The sequence below is a fragment of the Bradyrhizobium sp. IAR9 genome, assembly GCF_013408065.1.
Taxonomy (GTDB): Bacteria; Pseudomonadota; Alphaproteobacteria; order Rhizobiales; family Xanthobacteraceae; genus Bradyrhizobium.
In genome coordinates, this window is the sequence record NZ_JACBZW010000001.1 from 929,957 (window position 1) to 946,072 (window position 16,116).

Here is a 16,116-nt window from a genome sequence, read left to right on the forward strand (position 1 = left end):
ACTTGAAGCCTTTTGCCCGTTTCGCATATGCGAACATCCCCGGCGTTGCCGCGGCGCGATTCGCATTCAAGGACGCGGCGGCCTCCTACCTCGCAAAACCCGAGTACAGGGGCGCGACTTGGACCTCCAGCGCCAATGGCCTGATCGTCGACATCGGGGCCAATCGCGGACAAAGCATCCAGGCGTTCAAGAGGTTCAGGCCGCAATCGAGCATCGTGGCCTTTGAGCCCGAACCGCTCTCGGCCGAGCGGCTCAAACTCCGTTTCTCCGGAGATCGGTCCGTCTCGATCTTCCCCTGCGCTCTCGGAGCCAAGCCGGGCACCATTACGTTCTTCGTCCCCTCTTACGGTCGGTGGGCTTGCGATGGCATGGCCGCGACCTCCCGGGAGGCGGCGACCGAGTGGCTGAACGATGGCGGCCGCATGTACCGTTTCGATCAGTCCAAGTTGAGCGTGGAGGAACACAGGATCGAGTGCCACACGCTCGATTCCTTTGCAATGTCGCCCTCCCTGATCAAGGTGCACGCTCAGGGCGCCGAGCTGGAGATCTTGCGAGGGTCGGAGCACACGCTGAGACGGCACAAGCCGGCACTGATGTGCGCCTTCGCATCGGACGAGATCTCGGAATTCGTTTCCGACATCGGCTATCGGCCGTACGTCTTTCAGAATGGACATTTCATGAGCGGACTGGCGCCGCGTTCGGTCACGTTCACTTGGTACTTGACTGACGACAACAGCCGCCGCGTTCAAATCGAAGCGGGATCACCGGGCAAGGCGGTTCTCTCATGAGCGTCACGGTTGCGGGCGGCGAATTCGGCCTGACAAGTACGGCTTTGCCGCAAGCCGCTGAGCGGTGCAGCAAGCTGCCGGCCTGGCTGCTGCTGATGGGGCTCATTCTGCCGGCGGCGCAAGTCCAGCTTTATCTCGCCGATGCGAAGCTCACGGTCGGGCGGATCGGCATCCTGCTGCTCATAATACCTGCAGCGGCAAGACTGCTCAGGACCGGTCGTCACATCCTCGCCTCGGACTATCTTGCATGTGCCGTCGCAGCCTGGATGTTCGCAGCCGCCACCTACACCAGCGGGTCGAGTGCGATCTCATCGACCGCCGCCGAGAGCCTCGAGTTTCTGGGCGGCTACATCGTCGCCCGCGGATTTTTCTTCGGGCCGGCGGCAATTCAAAGCTTCATTCAACCCTTTAAGATCGTGACTGCCTACATCGTCCTGCTGGCCCTTTTCGATAATCTTTCCGGCCGGCTCATTGTTCAGCAGATGTTTTCTGCCGCCTTCGGCAGCTATGCGCCGCTCTCGCCCGACTACAGGCTGTATTGGGTAAGAGCCGCCTCGACGTTCGACCACCCAATTCTGTTGGGCACCTATTGCACCGTCGCTTGCGCCATCCTGCTGTTTTCGGAGCAACGGCCATTGTCGAGGATGCTTTGGGGAGGTTTGTGCGTTTTCGGTTGCCTGCTGTCGTTGTCCTCCGCGCCGTTGTTGTCGTGTCTCCTCGTCCTGATGCTTTACCTCTATGATACGGCACTGAAGCAAACTTCTGGACGATGGCGCGCGCTGCAAGTGTGTCTGGCTACGATCGTTCTCGTGATCCTGGCCGTGGCCAATCACCCGCTAGGCTGGATCATCTCCCACCTCACCTTCGATCCGGTTTCGGGTTACTTTCGGATGCTGATCTGGGACGCAGCGACACAGAAGATCATGTATTCTCCCTTCACCGGATACGCATTCGCCCTGCTCAATCACGACATTCTCGATACCACGATCGACTCGGTGTGGCTGGTGTTCGCGCTACGGTTCGGACTTCCTATGATTTTCCTGCTCATCCTGACGAACATTGCGAGCATTCTACCGGTAAAAAAGCGCTTCAAGGGCGTCATGGAGGATCCCAGCGCGTCGGGCCTGCGCATCGCATTCACCGTCGCAGTCGTCATGCTCATGTTTACCGGGCTGACGGTCCACTACTGGAACTACCTCTGGATCTTCTGGGGAGTATGCATCGGCATCAGGGCATCGCTGCGGGAGTCCGCGATGTATCCGGTCTAGCCCGATCCAGCGGTGGAACACGCCGTCGGGCCGAAACGCGGCTTGCGGCGTGGCAGCCCGTGAGGCTCGGAGCCGATTACAACATCTTCAGCCGCTCGATAGCAGGTCGCAGCAATTGCCACCCGCGCGATCCCAACTGCCGTTTGCTGGCGAGAAGCCACCAACGACGCGATCTCGTGACCGCCGGGTCCAGCTTTGCCGCTATCGCCGAAAGGCGCTCCGATAACCCAACGTCTCCGTCATTGAAAGCTCGGCTCGCACAACTGATCGTGTCGAGCGCCAGATGGCTTGTCAACCAGGACCTGAGATCGTCGACGTCCGGAAGCACGCCAGCGCAGCTATCCAGGAAATGCTCCAACGCCAGCTTGCGTTGAACGAAATCCTGCTCGGCCGAATATCCGCCTGACATGTTGGTTGAATGTCGCCGGTACACGGCCTGGATCGCATCGATGAAGCCGACGGGTCCATGCGCGGCGAACCGCAGCCACATCTCCATATCGCCGCTGTGCGTCAAATCCGGTAAATATCCCCCCACCTTCTTCTGCAGGCTGGTTCGCACCATCACGCTTGGCGCCAGGACTATGTTTCTGCACCCCCCCAATTTGATGAAATCGCGGCCGGCCAGTATCTTCGTACCAGGTCCAAGTTCCGGCGGCAGCGGCACAACCTCCTCGCGCTCCTGGCAAAGCGCGACTGCGCCTCCAAACGTGAGGCCGACGGAGGGATTCTCATCCATCAACCTCGCAGCCCTCTCGATCGCACCGGGCATCAGGTAATCGTCTGCAGAGAGCAGAATCATGTAGTCCGCAGCGGCCCAGTCGATCCCCTCGTTGAAGGTGGCGATGTGGCCGAGATTGACAGAATGCCTGCGAAACTCGACCCGAGGATCTGCACGAACCAGTTCCTGCGCAACCTGGGCTGTATTGTCCGTCGAGGCATCATCAATAATCAGCAGCCGCAACTCGGGTCCGCACTGCCTCAATATGCTGTCGGCGCATTCTCTAAGGAAATGCCCATACTGATAACAGGGTATGATCGCATCAATGGAACTCACGACGCATCCATTCCTGCCAAAGGCCTCCGGAACGCGCCTTCCATGATTTTTGAGCCCGCATTCCCAATATTGGTTGCCCACAATCCAGACCGGCCGTTCATCAAATCACCAGGCGACATATGTGATCGTACATCCTGAATACGGCCGCAAGAATAATGCCACCTGTTTAATTGGATTTTTATCCCGCCGCAATATGTGTTTAATATTTAATTTGCACGCTGTATATCGGTATCAGGAAATCGAGACCGACGGCATTTGAACTCATGACGGGTTTCAGGCAGAACGACCTTTCCTTGCGAGGGCGTGCGACGCTTTGGGCACAACGAAACTCTTGGCGCCTGCCGCGAAGCGTGCGACGTATCGGGAAGAAACTGTTCATTGGCAGCCGGTTGGCGTCCGGAGACGACGGTCTCGTTGACGACTGGTCGAAGCCGCTCATGCCATATGATGCCATGGTCGCGCCGCATGCCCCGGCGGCGCCCGCCTCTATTCCGACCAGTAGCGTGTCGAATCTGGACGATTTTCTCGTGTCGCCGGGAAGTGTCCATTGCCTCATCGTCACTCCGGTGCTCGACGCCGGCGGGCTAGATGAATTTGTCGCCTTTCTTGCGCGACGCCTCCCCCATTTCGGGCTTCGTGTGACGGTTATGTGCGCACATTCATCGTCGGCGCCCGTCGGACAATTGTTCACGATCTTGCAGAGGGAAGGCACGGCGGTTGTTGCCGCCTCGCCAGGCGACGCTTGTCTCTGGATGAAAACGAACCGTCCTGACGTTATCAGCGCGCACGATCCGCCGGGTTGGCTCTTGAAGGCGGCCAAAGATGCCCGCGTTCCGGTCGTGGAGACGCTCCACGGCATTCCGACCCCCATAAGCACCAATTGGATGGAGGAGCGTCAGAGATCGGAACTCGTCACCTGCTTTGTCGCGGTAAGCGAGCTCGTGCGGCGTCAGTACCTGTCGGGCAATCCGGCCTATTCCGCTCGTGCGGTCATCACCATCCCCAATGCATTCAACCAGACACATCGCCCGTCGGTGAACCGGTCGAAGGCCCGGGCCTGGCTGGGCCTCAATGACGAGTTTCTCTTTCTCTCGCTCGGTCGTCACACGGTCCAGAAGAATGCATACGGCTTGGTGCGGGCATTCTCAGAAGTCGCAGAAGATGATCACAAGGTCCATCTGCTGATCGCCGGCCGCCTGGACGATGCTGTGTACACGCGTCAAGTCCGTACGCTTCGCGACAAGATGCCTTGCAAGGACCGGATCCACCTGCGGCATTCGTTTCCAGATCCATCCATCCTGCTGGCCGCCGCCGATTGCTTTGTTCTGAACTCATTTTTTGAGGGATGGTCATTGGCCTCCATGGAAGCGCTAAGCGCGGGATTACCTACAATCGTGAGTGATGTCGGCGGCGCGCGTGAGCAGATCGGTCTGGACGGTAGCCGAGGCTTCGTGGTGGCGAACCCGGTTGGCGATCCCGAAAGCGCAAATTGGCATAGTTCGAGCCTTATGCGATTTCGGCCGCAGAAGAATATGGATGAACTCGTCTCCGCCATGAAGTCAGTCGTCGCTCATCGCGACTATTGGTCCAGGGTGCGCGAACAACTGTCGGCAGATTCAAAAGGCCGCTTTGATCCCGTCATATGCTCCAAACGGCATGCCGAGGTCCTGCTTGGGGCGATTTCACGTGCTATGCTCGAAGGTGAATTTGCGGATTGTCCCGCTCGTAGTTGACGCGCCCGAGTGCGCCTCTTCGGGAATTGGAGCGGTCCGCCTGACGGCTATCGCTGCTAGCTGATCAGCCGGTTCTTCTTCCAGTTGATTTTCGGCTGCGCGGTCGATGCAGTGGTGAGCTCACCCGCCATAATATATTGCTTTGCCAGGTGATGGGTCAGGCCGCCGAAGGTAAGTCTGTCCAACATCTTCGATCTTGGACCCTCAATGCCCGTGACCAGACCATCCTTAACGACCAGGCCCGAATCGTTCAGAAGCCTGACGGCGGTGCCTTCGACAAAGAACTTCAAATGGGTGCGGTCAAGAATCCCCGAATCTGTGTATTCAAATCGACGCTGGAAGAGCAGCGGAAGCGTCACGCTCAGATGCGCGATGTTCGGAACAGAAACGATTACGCGCCCACCATCCATGAGAAGGTTTCTGGTGATGGCCTGAAGAGTTCGCGTTGGATCCGGAACATGTTCAAGGATATCAAGCAACAAGATCAGGTCAAACTTGCTACCGACTCGTAATATCAAATCGTCGATGTCTCCGATCATCGCGACATCGGCGTTCAGTTTGAGGTCGGCTTCAAGTTCTTGATTGAGCTCGACTCCGAATGTCGTGGCGGCAGAGTAGATCGACTTGAGCCAGGCAAGAGTGAAGCCTGCGCCAGGTCCCACTTCGAGGATCCGGGAGGCGCGGCTGGGCAGTAACGACCGTATCTCGCGGCGAGAGCGGATGTAGTAGCTTTGCGCAGCCGTGTCCTGCGCAGCACCGGCGCGTCCCTGCATGTCGTCGATCTGGATTCTTCTGGCAGCCTCCAAGGTCATTGAACGACGCTCCTTCTGGAAACCTCCATTTGCTCAATGCCGTGATCCTTGCGAAGGAACGGCCTTAGCGATTCACGCCTGGTGGCGGTCGCAACAAGGTCGGGTGCAAGCACAGAAGACAGGAATTTCAACCTCAGACCGGCGCGATGCGGAGCGCGCCTCTCAATCTTCTCGATCGCCAGACCGGCTTGCGCACACCACCTCTGAATTTTACCGCTCGTCGTGTCGTGGATCCCCACAGCATCGAAGCTCCCCCAGCGTCGAAAGACGCTGCTGGATTTCGCGCATTCCCAGGCATACCGAAGAGAGGGGCGGTTTGGCGCGCAAATGATCACTCGCCCGTCCGGAGCCAGGAGATCGGCAAACAGCTTGAGGAGATGCGCCGGATCACGAATGAATTGCAAGACATCAACGAACAGCAGTCGGTCAAACCGCTCCGCTGCAATTTTTGATCTCGCCGTTATGACGTCCCCTAACACCACCTCAGCCCCAAGCTGGGCCAAGCCGCTACCCACAACGGGGTCGAGGGGAATAGTCACCACTCGGTTTCCTCTCTCCAGCAATCGGCGTTCGTTTGCAGCCGAGCAGGACCCGATCGACAATACGGCCGCGCTTTGCGGTACAGCGGACAACACCTCGTCCCTGGCCGGCTCGTAGTAGTCTTTCGAATACATGCCGTGCCAGAGCCTGGTCTCGGCGCTGAATAGCGGAACGGCATCGTTTCCCTCACGCGCGATCTGCATCAGGACGGATAGTTGTGCGTCCAATTGCCGGCGATCGACGCCGAGCCGGTTGATATATTTATTCGGTAAATGGTGCGCCGAGAAATCGTCGATATGGGAAATTGGTATCAGCTTCCGGAAGCCACACTGGGTGAATGGATCGGTTGCAGCGGTGCAAGGCAGGTCGTACTTGCCTTCGTGAGGCCCGACCAAAAAGCCGCCGGACGCAATTGCTCTGGCAAGCTGCTGCCGGGTGAGCATATAGCTGGCAGCATGCTCGTTGGTAAAATGAGCAAGATGGTAATTTCCCCTGGTCTTGACCGAAGTACAATCCCAGTGGAAGGAACCGTGGGCCTGCGGATAATTCAATTCGCTGTTCGACGCTCTCTCGACGAGCATCCATCCGGCAACCTCACCCTCATTCAACACTGAGGTCACTTCGAGAAACGCTCGAATATTTCTTTCAGTGATCAGGATATCGTCTTCGGAATAAATGAACATATCATACTGATCAGCCCGCGCTGCAAACAACTCTTTGTGCGCGAAGGGAAGCGACCAGGGATTCTTGTTGGGAAGGCCAACGACACACTCGATGTCTGCAGCCGGCTTCTTGTCGATGTTGGAGATGATGACGATATCCACGTCGAACGACATGGACCGGTATTCCTTGATCACTCGATCCAGGTGGGCATTATTGGCAGTCCCATAGCTCGCGATCACGACCAAAAGTCGCAATGCCTTTTGGTCGGCGATCCCCGGGATCATCGTTCCAACTCTGCCCGCACCGCAGCACTCACCCTCGAGGTCTCCTCGGCGCTCATCTGTGCATAGATGGGCAGCAAGATCGACCGATCCTGGGCGAGCTCGGATTGACGCAGATCCTGTGTCTGGACAAGGGCCGAATAAGGCTGCTCACGATGGGCGCACATGATACCGCGGCGGGTCGCGATGCCCTTATCGAGGAGATGTTGCATAACGATGCGCTGGTCGAGGCGGTCTGGAAGACGTACGCAATAGCTCTGCCAGTTGGATCTGGCCCACGCTGGTTCAGTCGGTAACCGCAACCCTTCCAAATTGCCGAGCTGTTCGGCATAATTTGCGGCGACGGCTCGCCGGCGCGCAATCAGTTCCGGGAGCCGCTCGAGCTGTTTGCGCCCAATGGCGGCCTGCATGTCCGTCATTCGGTAGTTGTAGCCCACAACGACGTATTCCTCGAAGATCACGGACGACGAATTGTGCCGCACCGTATCGGGAACGCTCATGCCGTGCTGGCGCAGAAGCTTGAATTTGCGATCAAGCTCGGCATTCGCGGTGGTGAGCATTCCCCCCTCACCCGTCGTGATCACCTTTCGCGGATGGAAGGAGAAGCAGGCAATGTCGCCATGCGGCCTGCCGATCGACTCCCATTCCCCGTTCATCCGGATCTGCGATCCGGCAGCACAGGCCGCGTCCTCGATCACCGCGATCCCGTGGCGGCGCGCTATGGCCAGAAGAGCGGCCATATCGCACGGCATGCCCATCTGATGGACGACGATGATCGCACGCGTGCGCTCGGTGATGGCTTCGGCCAACCGGGCGCAATCAAGATTATATGTCTCCGGCTCGATATCGACGAAAACCGGAGTGGCTCCCTGATGTCGGATGACGTTTGCGGTCGCGATGAAGGAATGGCTGACCGTGATCACCTCGTCGCCGATGCCGATGTCCAGCGCCGCCAAGGCGAGCTGGAGCGCGGTCGTGCAATTCGAGACGGCACAGGCGTGCGGTGCGCCGACAAGTGCAGCGAACTCGCGCTCGAATGCGGCCACCTGCGGACCTTGCGATACCCAGCCCGACAGCACGACTGCGCGCGCCGCGTCAGCCTCTTCGTCCGCTAGCAGCGGCAAAGCGATCGGAATCACGATGCTGCCGCCTGCCGCTGGTGGTCCGAAGCAAGCTCGCGTTCGGATCGCCACCATTTCACGAGGTCGGCGAGCCCCTGCTCCAACGAAACCGTGGTGCGGAAACCCAGCAGACGCTCTGCCTTGCCCGTCGATGCCAGTCGGCGCGGCACCGGATTGACCGAGCGCTCCGGCGCGAATTCAGGCGTCAGGCCCCGGCGTCCCATCACGGACGCAAGCGCCGTAGCCAGCTCCGTCAGGCTGGTTTCGGTGCCGCTTCCAACGTTAAAGACCTCATCGGTGATCTTTGACCTGGCCGCAAGGATGTTGGCGCGCGCGATGTCGCGGACGTGAACGAAATCCATAGACTGACGGCCGTCACCAAAGATAACGGGAGGCAATCCGGCCTCCAGCCGCTCCATCCAGCGGATCAAGACCTCGGTGTACCGTCCGTGGATGTCCATCCGGCTGCCGTAGACGTTGAAATACCGGAACGCCACATAGTCGAGGCCGCATACATCGTTGAAGGCCCGCAGAAGGCCTTCGTTAAACGCCTTGGCGGCTCCATAGAGAGTTCGGTTGTTGTACGGATTCTGCCGCTCCGTCGTCGGAAATTCCTCGGCCATGCCATATACCGATGCCGAAGACGCCGCGATGATCTTCTGAATGTCGTGCTTGATGCACAGCTCCAGCAGGTCGTAGGTGGCGTCGACCATAACCTCCTTGGCGAGGCGTGGTTCGGCCGCACAATGAGTGATGCGAAGTGCGGCCTGGTGGAAGACGATATCGGCCGCCTTGACCAATGCTTCCATCAGCTTGCGATCGCGTATGTCGCCGTGAACCAATCTCACCGGTCCGCGCCCGAGCGCGCGCCGAAGATTTTCCGGTCGGCCTCTGACCATGTTGTCTAGAGCAACAATTTCAATGCAGCCCTCGTCGCAGAGCAGATCAACGATGTGGGACCCGATGAAGCCTGCGCCGCCGGTGACCAGAACGCGCTTTCCCTTGAGATCAATCAAGACGCTCTCCTGTTGTGGGACCATGTCATGACGCTTTGTGGATACTCCGCTCGGGCGCCAACCGCTTCACTGGGCCGCAGCATCGCTGCGTTCCTCAATGTGGCGACAACTTCGGCCGCCTGTTCCGGCTGCAGCTCCGGATAAATGGGAAGAGAGAGGAAGTCGTTCGCCAGCATCTCGGTGACGGGGAGATCACCGGCACGGTAGCCGAGTTCTGCGTAGGCTCTTTGCAGATGCACCGGAACGGGATAGTGAATCCCGGCGCCTATTCCGGCATCGCGCAACAGCGACAGTGCGTGATCGCGCTCCTCCAATCTGACCGCATAGACGTGATACACGTGACGGGCGTGCCCTGGCGGCTGGGGACGCGCGAATGGGAGCTCAGACAGCAGTGCATTGTATTGCTCAGCCGCCGACCGGCGCGCTTCCGTCCAGCTCTCAATGTAGTCCAGCTTGACGTTCAATATCGCACTCTGAATCTCGTCCATACGATAATTATATCCGGGGATGGCGTGGTCGTACTTCGCCTCCTGCCCCCAATCTCGCAGCAGTGACACGCGGTGCGCGAATTCAGGCCTATGAGTTACGACGGCTCCGCCCTCGCCGAACGCCCCCAAATTCTTGCCAGGGTAAAAGCTGAAGCATCCCAGATCGCCAATCGAGCCTGCTCGACGTCCCCGGTATTCGGCGCCATGCGCCTGCGCGGCGTCCTCGATGACGACCAGGCCGTGACGACGCGCGATGGCCATGATCGGATCCATGTCGGCCATCAACCCGTGGAGGTGAACCGGAAGGATCGCCTTGGTTCGTGGTGTTATCGCAGCTTCAATCAAGCCGGGATCCATCGTCCACGTTACAGGGTCAACGTCGACAAACACCGGCTTGGCACCGCTGTAGATAATGGCCGCGGTGGTCGCGACGAACGTCATGGATACGGTGATGACCTCGTCACCGGGTCCGACACCCGCCGTAAGCAAGGCAAGGTGAAGCGCCGAAGTGCCGGTGTTCACCGCGCGGCAATGGGCAGTCCGGCAATAACCCGCAAAGCGCCCCTCGAAGGCGGTCACCTCCGGCCCGAGCACAAAGTGCCCGCTCCCGATGACTCTCGCCACCGCGGCGTCGATTTCCGGCTTGATCTGGCTATATTGGGCTTTCAGATCCAGGAAGGGTATCAAGATTCAAGACCTTGGTTGGACCAAACATTATAATAAAATATTAACTCTCATAATCATATTAAATCAAGCATTAAATTGCGACGCATATATATCGCGCTAAAAATGGTTTATGGAGCAGTTCTTACGAGCGACGATCGCTCAGGAGCGTATTTTCAGCTGCGGATAGGACCCGAGCGGGCACTCCCGCGACGATAGCGCCGGGCGGAACATCCTTAGTGACCACCGCACCGGCACCTACGGAGGCGCCCTCTCCGATCGTCACACCGCACAGGATGGTGGCGTTCGAGCCGATCGAAGCTCCCCGACCGACCCGGGTGCGCTGCAGCGTCCAGTCCGAAGCCTGCTGAGGACGACCGTCCGCGGTTGTTGCCTTCGGATATTTGTCGTTCGTGAACATCACGCCATGACCGACGAACACCTCATCCTCGATCGTGACGCCCTCGCAAATGAAGCTGTGCGACGATATCTTGCAACGCGCACCTATCTCTGCCCCCGCCTGGATCTCGACGAAAGTTCCGATTCTGCTCTCGTCGCCGACGGTGCAGCCATACAGGTTGACCAGGTCTGGATGCAGGATGCGAACATCGCGACCAAGCTGGGTATCCTTTATTGGCATGTTTGTTTCCCTGTCTCTACAATCCAGCAAAACCACTACAGTACCGAGCGTGACGGGCGCAGCTTGGGCGCCATCTCGACGAGACCCGTCGCAGCTTGACGAAGGTGCTGCAGCAGAGGATGCCCTGTTACGATCAATCCCCACCACCAGCAGAAGGCGGCGACCACAAACGCCGATATAAGGCCTACAACGAAATTGAGAATTCCTGCCTCAATCAACAGCGCGCAGGCGCCTACGCCGGCGGCGGTCGCCATCGTGACGACACCGCTCTTGAGAACGGCACGGCCAAACTCGCTTGGCCGCAGCGCAAGATGCCGACTGAGATAGTATATCGCCACTACCGCCTGGAATGGCAACGTCAGCAATGCGCACGCTGCGACCGCCTCCACGCCCAAAACGGATGCGCCCAAAAGGGCAAGGAGCGACGGTGGCAACGAGATGAAGGACGAGACAAGCGCGTCGCGCACGCGTCCAACCGCCAGGAACACGGGATATGTCAGGCACGCAGCAAATAGCGCCAGATTTGCAAGGCAGAGAATCCGCACCAACGGCACGACCTCCAACCAGGCTCCGCCAAGCCAGATCAAGACGATCGGCTTTGCCATGATCGCTACGAAGGTGAGAAATGGCCACTGCACCGCGGAAAGCAGTTGGACCGCGTCCAGATACACGCCCTTTAGATCTGCACCGGCTGCACGCCTCGACACGATCGCCGGCATGATGATGGGGTTCAGCACCTGCGTGACGAGCCTGTCGAATACCTGAGTCAGGTTGATCGCCCGGCTATAGAGACCCACAGCCGTAAAATCGAGAATCTTCGCGAGAAAGAGCTGGGGTGCGAGGTTGTAGAAGATATTGATGACGCTGACACCGCTGGAATAGAGACCGAATCTGAGGACCTCGCGGTATTCGGACAGCGAAGGGCGCAACACGCCGAAATCCCGGTACGAACTCAGCAGCAAGGCCGTAAGAACCATGCTCCCTGCCACACCACCCCAGATCGGAGCCATGTAGCTGAAGTTCAGGAGTGCCAGCCCGATCGAAACCAGCGCGACCGTCATGTTGCTTGCAAGATTGCAGATCGCGAGCGTCCCAAACTGCATGTCACGACGAAACAGGGCAGCCAACGTTCCTGAGACCGGTAGAAGGAGAAGGTTCAGCGCAGAAACCTGGATACCTTGCCTTAGGCTGTCCTGCCCAAAGAGTTGCGATACGACGTCGGCCCCAGCTGACAGGATTAGCGCAACTGCCAGCGAGATGATACAGGTGATAGTAAACGCCGTGCGAATGGTCCCGCGCGACAACTCATGCTTCTGAATCAGATAGTTTGCCCCTCCAAACTCCTGAAAGGCGGCGGCGATCACGGCGGTAAGTGCATTGACGACCGCAAAGACCCCGAACTCGCCCGGCGTCAGCAGACGCGACAGAACTGCGGTCGAGACAAGGAACAGCACAAGGGCGGCATAGCGGTCCACCCCGGAAAACAGGACTGAACGATGCACTGAATTCATCGAGACTCCGTCCCGGGGCTGATCTGGCCAACAGCCACGGCCAAGCCGCCCATCAAGCCGTCGCCCGGGCCCGCTCCGGTAGCATCCGCGGCAGTTGCCTTATCGGGATTGGTTTGCCCTGCTTCGCGATTGATCGAGAAGCTGCCTCGAGCACCTCGATCACCCGCAGCCCGGACATGCCGCTGGAGATCGGCCGCGTCCCGGTGCGCACACAGTCGATAAAGTGCTCGACCTCCGTTTGCAGTGCCTCCTTAGGCGAGATATGCGGAGCCCACATGTCACCAGCGCGATATCCAATCCGGAATTGATGGGCACTCTCGGGAGGCCTGTCGAGCGTAATTCCCTTGTCATAGACCTTGATCTTTTCGGTCGGTTCGAGATCGTCATAGACGATCATCTTCTTGCTGCCGCCAATGAAAGTCTGGCGGACTTTGACAGGCGAGAGCCAGTTGACGCTGACATGGGCCACACATGCGTTGGCAAAGAACAATGTGATATGCGCCATGTTTTCCGGCGAACCGACGACATGGCACGATCCCGTTGCCGATACCGCAATCGGCTCCTCATCGAAGATGTGATGAATGATCGAGATGTCATGCACTGCCAGATCCCAGATCACATTTACGTCTTTCTGAAACAATCCGAGGCTCGAGCGTGTGCTATCGTAGTAGTAGACGTCTCCGAGCTCGCTTTTCAGCAACAGCTCACGAATCTTCTGAACCGCCGGGGTATAGAGAAAGGTATGATCGACCATCAAAATCAGTCCGCGCCGATCCGCCTCGTCGATCAGGCGCATCACCTGCTCTGAACTCTGCGCAAGGGGCTTTTCGACCAACACGTGCTTGCCAGCTCTCAACGCCGCCATTGCCAGCTCGTAATGCGTGTGCACCGGCGTGGCGATGGCGATTGCATCGATCGAGGCGTCCTTCAGAAGGTCGTCATATCGCGCGGTGGTCGCGACCCCCGGGTACTGCTGCATGATGGCGGCAAGCCTGCCTGGATCAAGGTCGCTCACGCTGACGACGCGGGCGGCGGGATTGATCGAGAAATTGCGAACGAGATTGGGCCCCCAATAGCCGTATCCCACGACCCCGATTCCCAGCTGACTATCTCGCATACTGACCTCGATCCATTCGGGGAAACTACGATTCTGCACGTTAGGTTCGCGCCGGCATATCCTGCCATATGCCTCGCGTATCGATGACGTCGAGGTGCCGGCGCTCCGCCAACGGCACCATTTTGAATTCGTCATGATCAACGAGAAGAACCGCAATTTCGCAGCTCCGGAGGGCCTCATCGATGGTCACGAACGCGACGCGATAATCGGCCAACTGAGACGGCAGACGGCGCAGATTCGGTTCGACGACCTTGATCCGTTCGCCGTATTTGGCCGCGAGATGCGTGGCAATCTCCAAGGCGGGGCTTTCACGCACGTCGTCGACGTTCGCCTTGAACGTCAATCCGCAACAGGCAACGTTCGCATAGGGATGATCGTCGATCAGCGCCTCTGCGTTCTCGATGATCTTCCGGGTCTTGGCGTTATTCACCTCGCGGCTTGTTCGCATCACTCGCGCGAGATCGGGCGCAGAGTCGATGATGAACCAGGGGTCGACCGCAATGCAGTGCCCGCCCACGCCCGGCCCCGGCCGCAGTACGTTTACGCGAGGGTGACGGTTGGCGATATCGATCACCTCCCAGACGTTGATATCGAACCTGTCGCAGATCAGCGAGAGTTCGTTGGCAAACGCTATGTTGGTGTCGCGGAAGGCGTTTTCCGTCAGCTTGACCAACTCGGCCGCGCGTGCCGTAGTGCCGACGCAGGCGCCGCGAACAAACATCTTGTAGAAGCGTTGGGCACGCCGCGTGCAGGTTGGCGTAATCCCGCCGATACACCTGTCATTGTTGATAAGCTCGGTCAAGATCCGCCCTGGCAACACGCGTTCGGGACAGTATGCAACGTAGATCGCTCCATCCTCCCGGCCGTTGACGCCAATGTGCAGCTCCGGCCTGCGTTCAACGATGCGCTTTGCGATGGCTTCGGTTGTCCCGATCGGCGATGTCGATTCAAGAATGACAAGATTGCCTGCCGCGAGAAGGTCCACGATGTTGTCGACCGCGGCGTGAACGCTTGCCAGGTCTGGACGGTTATCGTGGTCGATCGGGGTCGGCACCGCGATGATGAACACGTCCGCCGGCTGCGGCTTCCTCGACGTCGTGAGCGCACCGCTCGACACGACCTTGGAGACGAGACCGTCCAGATCGGGCTCGGCGATGTGAATTTTGCCGGATGCAACGGTGTCGACGATGCGTTCGTTTGTATCGATGCCGACCACCTGCAGCCCACGGCTCGCAATCAACGCCGCGGTTGGCAGCCCGATATAGCCAAGCCCGATGACGTTTATCTTTTGGAATTCAGGCATCGAGAAGCACCTTCACGATACGCTCGCTCGCGTGCCCGTCACCGAACGGATTGTGCGAACGCGCCATGGCAGCATAAGTCTCGTCATCGTCGAGCAGGCGAAACGTCTCGCCAACGATCCTGTCGTAGTTGGCGCCAACCAGGCGCGCCGTTCCGGCTTCCACGCCTTCGGGACGCTCGGTCGTATCGCGCATTACCAGGACCGGCTTCCCGAAAGTGGGGGCCTCCTCCTGGACGCCGCCTGAATCTGTCAGGACCAGATACGACATCGAGAGCAGGCTGACGAAATCCGTGTATTCCTGAGGAGAAATGAGGACGACCCGCGGGTGATCCGACAACCGAGACGCAAACAGGTCGCGGACATTCGGATTCGGGTGCACAGGGAGCACCACGGCGACATCTTCCCGCTGCAGGATGGTCTCAAGCGCGTTCACGATGTTGGTGACGCCGCCACCGAAATTCTCCCTGCGATGGCAAGTCACCAGGATGATGCGCCGATTGCCGTGACGCTTCTTGATGCCGTCCCAGCGACACGCCAGTCCCGGATCGGACTCGACCATGGCTTTCGCGAGGATGAGAGCGTCCACCACCGTGTTTCCGGTCACGTGAATGCGGTCATCAGCCACGTTTTCAGAACGCAACGCGCGGGCCGCGCGCTCCGTCGGGGCAAAATGTTGATCGGCGATCGAGCCGACGATCTTGCGGTTCACCTCCTCGGGCCACGGAGCGAAGATGTCGCCGCTGCGCAGTCCGGCCTCGATGTGCGAGACCGGTATACGGTGATAATAGGATGCCAGTGCACCCGTCATGGCAGTCGCCGTATCGCCCTGGACAATCACCCTGGTGGGCTTCACCTTTTCGAGGAGCTCGCCGATTTGTCCGAGCAGCCGGGCGGTCAGATGATCCAGCGTCTGGTTTGTCGTCATGACGTTGAGATCAAAATCCGGGACCACGTTGGCCAATTTGAGGACCTGATCAAGCAGCTGCCGGTGCTGTGCGGTCGCACATATCGTTACGGAGATGTCTTTGCGATTCTCAGCCTTGAGTCGGTTGATGACCGGAAACAGCTTGATTGCTTCCGGCCGGGTTCCCAGAAGGATGAAAAAATGCTTGCCCACG

14 protein-coding genes are annotated in these 16,116 nt (G+C 58.8%); 3 read left to right on the forward strand and 11 right to left on the reverse strand.

Annotated features, from left to right (window positions below):
* The first annotated feature begins 2 nt into the window (after positions 1-2).
* Positions 3-788: an FkbM family methyltransferase gene (locus tag GGD67_RS04450; RefSeq protein WP_179731088.1), complete on the forward strand. Its 786-nt coding sequence runs from the start codon at positions 3-5 to the stop codon at positions 786-788.
* The gene (locus tag GGD67_RS04455) at positions 785-2,056 is read left to right on the forward strand and encodes a hypothetical protein (protein ID WP_179731089.1); all 1,272 of its coding nucleotides are present in this window, start codon (positions 785-787) and stop codon (positions 2,054-2,056) included. The genes GGD67_RS04450 and GGD67_RS04455 overlap by 4 nt, the downstream gene beginning before the upstream one ends.
* A gap of 76 nt (positions 2,057-2,132) precedes the next feature.
* Here GGD67_RS04455 and GGD67_RS04460 read toward each other — a convergent pair whose 3' ends face one another.
* Entirely contained in the window at positions 2,133-3,110 is a 978-nt protein-coding gene (locus GGD67_RS04460) for a glycosyltransferase (RefSeq protein WP_179731091.1), read from the reverse strand.
* A 437-nt stretch (positions 3,111-3,547) separates the two neighbouring features.
* Between GGD67_RS04460 and GGD67_RS04465 the strand changes: the two genes are divergently transcribed.
* On the forward strand, positions 3,548-4,843 hold the full coding sequence (locus GGD67_RS04465) for a glycosyltransferase family 4 protein (protein WP_246784217.1): 1,296 nt from the start codon (positions 3,548-3,550) through the stop codon (positions 4,841-4,843).
* Positions 4,844-4,899: 56 nt separating this feature from the next.
* Here the strand turns inward: GGD67_RS04465 and GGD67_RS04470 are convergent, their stop codons facing one another.
* The 10 genes from GGD67_RS04470 to wecB form a co-directional block, all read right to left on the reverse strand.
* Entirely contained in the window at positions 4,900-5,655 is a 756-nt protein-coding gene (locus GGD67_RS04470) for a bifunctional 2-polyprenyl-6-hydroxyphenol methylase/3-demethylubiquinol 3-O-methyltransferase UbiG (RefSeq protein ID WP_246784216.1), read from the reverse strand.
* Complete coding sequence (locus GGD67_RS04475) at positions 5,652-7,142, reverse strand: bifunctional 2-polyprenyl-6-hydroxyphenol methylase/3-demethylubiquinol 3-O-methyltransferase UbiG (RefSeq protein ID WP_179731095.1); 1,491 nt, start codon at positions 7,140-7,142, stop codon at positions 5,652-5,654. The genes GGD67_RS04470 and GGD67_RS04475 overlap by 4 nt, the downstream gene beginning before the upstream one ends.
* A complete protein-coding gene (locus GGD67_RS04480; RefSeq protein WP_210286305.1) occupies positions 7,139-8,335 on the reverse strand; it encodes a DegT/DnrJ/EryC1/StrS aminotransferase family protein in 1,197 nt (398 codons plus the stop codon). Before GGD67_RS04480 ends, GGD67_RS04475 begins: the two co-directional genes overlap by 4 nt.
* Positions 8,275-9,276, reverse strand: a complete 1,002-nt coding sequence (locus GGD67_RS04485; RefSeq protein WP_083859315.1) for an NAD-dependent epimerase/dehydratase family protein — start codon at positions 9,274-9,276, stop codon at positions 8,275-8,277. Before GGD67_RS04485 ends, GGD67_RS04480 begins: the two co-directional genes overlap by 61 nt.
* Positions 9,273-10,451: a DegT/DnrJ/EryC1/StrS aminotransferase family protein gene (locus GGD67_RS04490; protein WP_179731101.1), complete on the reverse strand. Its 1,179-nt coding sequence runs from the start codon at positions 10,449-10,451 to the stop codon at positions 9,273-9,275. The genes GGD67_RS04485 and GGD67_RS04490 overlap by 4 nt, the downstream gene beginning before the upstream one ends.
* Positions 10,452-10,572: 121 nt before the next feature.
* Positions 10,573-11,067, reverse strand: coding sequence for an acyltransferase (locus tag GGD67_RS04495; protein WP_179731103.1), 495 nt, complete (start codon positions 11,065-11,067; stop codon positions 10,573-10,575).
* A gap of 35 nt (positions 11,068-11,102) precedes the next feature.
* Positions 11,103-12,578, reverse strand: coding sequence for an oligosaccharide flippase family protein (locus GGD67_RS04500; protein ID WP_179731105.1), 1,476 nt, complete (start codon positions 12,576-12,578; stop codon positions 11,103-11,105).
* Between the two features lie 52 nt (positions 12,579-12,630).
* The gene (locus GGD67_RS04505) at positions 12,631-13,695 is read right to left on the reverse strand and encodes a Gfo/Idh/MocA family protein (RefSeq protein WP_179731459.1); all 1,065 of its coding nucleotides are present in this window, start codon (positions 13,693-13,695) and stop codon (positions 12,631-12,633) included.
* A 40-nt stretch (positions 13,696-13,735) separates the two neighbouring features.
* A complete protein-coding gene (gene wecC, locus GGD67_RS04510; RefSeq protein WP_179731107.1) occupies positions 13,736-14,998 on the reverse strand; it encodes a UDP-N-acetyl-D-mannosamine dehydrogenase in 1,263 nt (420 codons plus the stop codon).
* The gene (gene wecB, locus GGD67_RS04515) at positions 14,991-16,115 is read right to left on the reverse strand and encodes a non-hydrolyzing UDP-N-acetylglucosamine 2-epimerase (protein ID WP_179731108.1); all 1,125 of its coding nucleotides are present in this window, start codon (positions 16,113-16,115) and stop codon (positions 14,991-14,993) included. Before wecB ends, wecC begins: the two co-directional genes overlap by 8 nt.
* Position 16,116 lies beyond the last annotated feature (1 nt).

What these genes read in the sequence shown, in the direction of transcription:
- GGD67_RS04495 (WP_179731103.1), bottom strand. Translation starts at nt 11,067, where the DNA reads ATGCCAATAAAGGATACCCAGCTTGGTCGCGATGTTCGCATCCTGCAT.
- GGD67_RS04455 (WP_179731089.1), top strand. Translation starts at nt 785, where the DNA reads ATGAGCGTCACGGTTGCGGGCGGCGAATTCGGCCTGACAAGTACGGCT.
- GGD67_RS04470 (WP_246784216.1), bottom strand. Translation starts at nt 5,655, where the DNA reads ATGACCTTGGAGGCTGCCAGAAGAATCCAGATCGACGACATGCAGGGA.
- GGD67_RS04500 (WP_179731105.1), bottom strand. Translation starts at nt 12,578, where the DNA reads ATGAATTCAGTGCATCGTTCAGTCCTGTTTTCCGGGGTGGACCGCTAT.
- wecC (WP_179731107.1), bottom strand. Translation starts at nt 14,998, where the DNA reads ATGCCTGAATTCCAAAAGATAAACGTCATCGGGCTTGGCTATATCGGG.
- GGD67_RS04505 (WP_179731459.1), bottom strand. Translation starts at nt 13,695, where the DNA reads ATGCGAGATAGTCAGCTGGGAATCGGGGTCGTGGGATACGGCTATTGG.
- GGD67_RS04480 (WP_210286305.1), bottom strand. Translation starts at nt 8,335, where the DNA reads ATGGTGGCGATCCGAACGCGAGCTTGCTTCGGACCACCAGCGGCAGGC.
- GGD67_RS04475 (WP_179731095.1), bottom strand. Translation starts at nt 7,142, where the DNA reads ATGATCCCGGGGATCGCCGACCAAAAGGCATTGCGACTTTTGGTCGTG.
- GGD67_RS04465 (WP_246784217.1), top strand. Translation starts at nt 3,548, where the DNA reads ATGCCATATGATGCCATGGTCGCGCCGCATGCCCCGGCGGCGCCCGCC.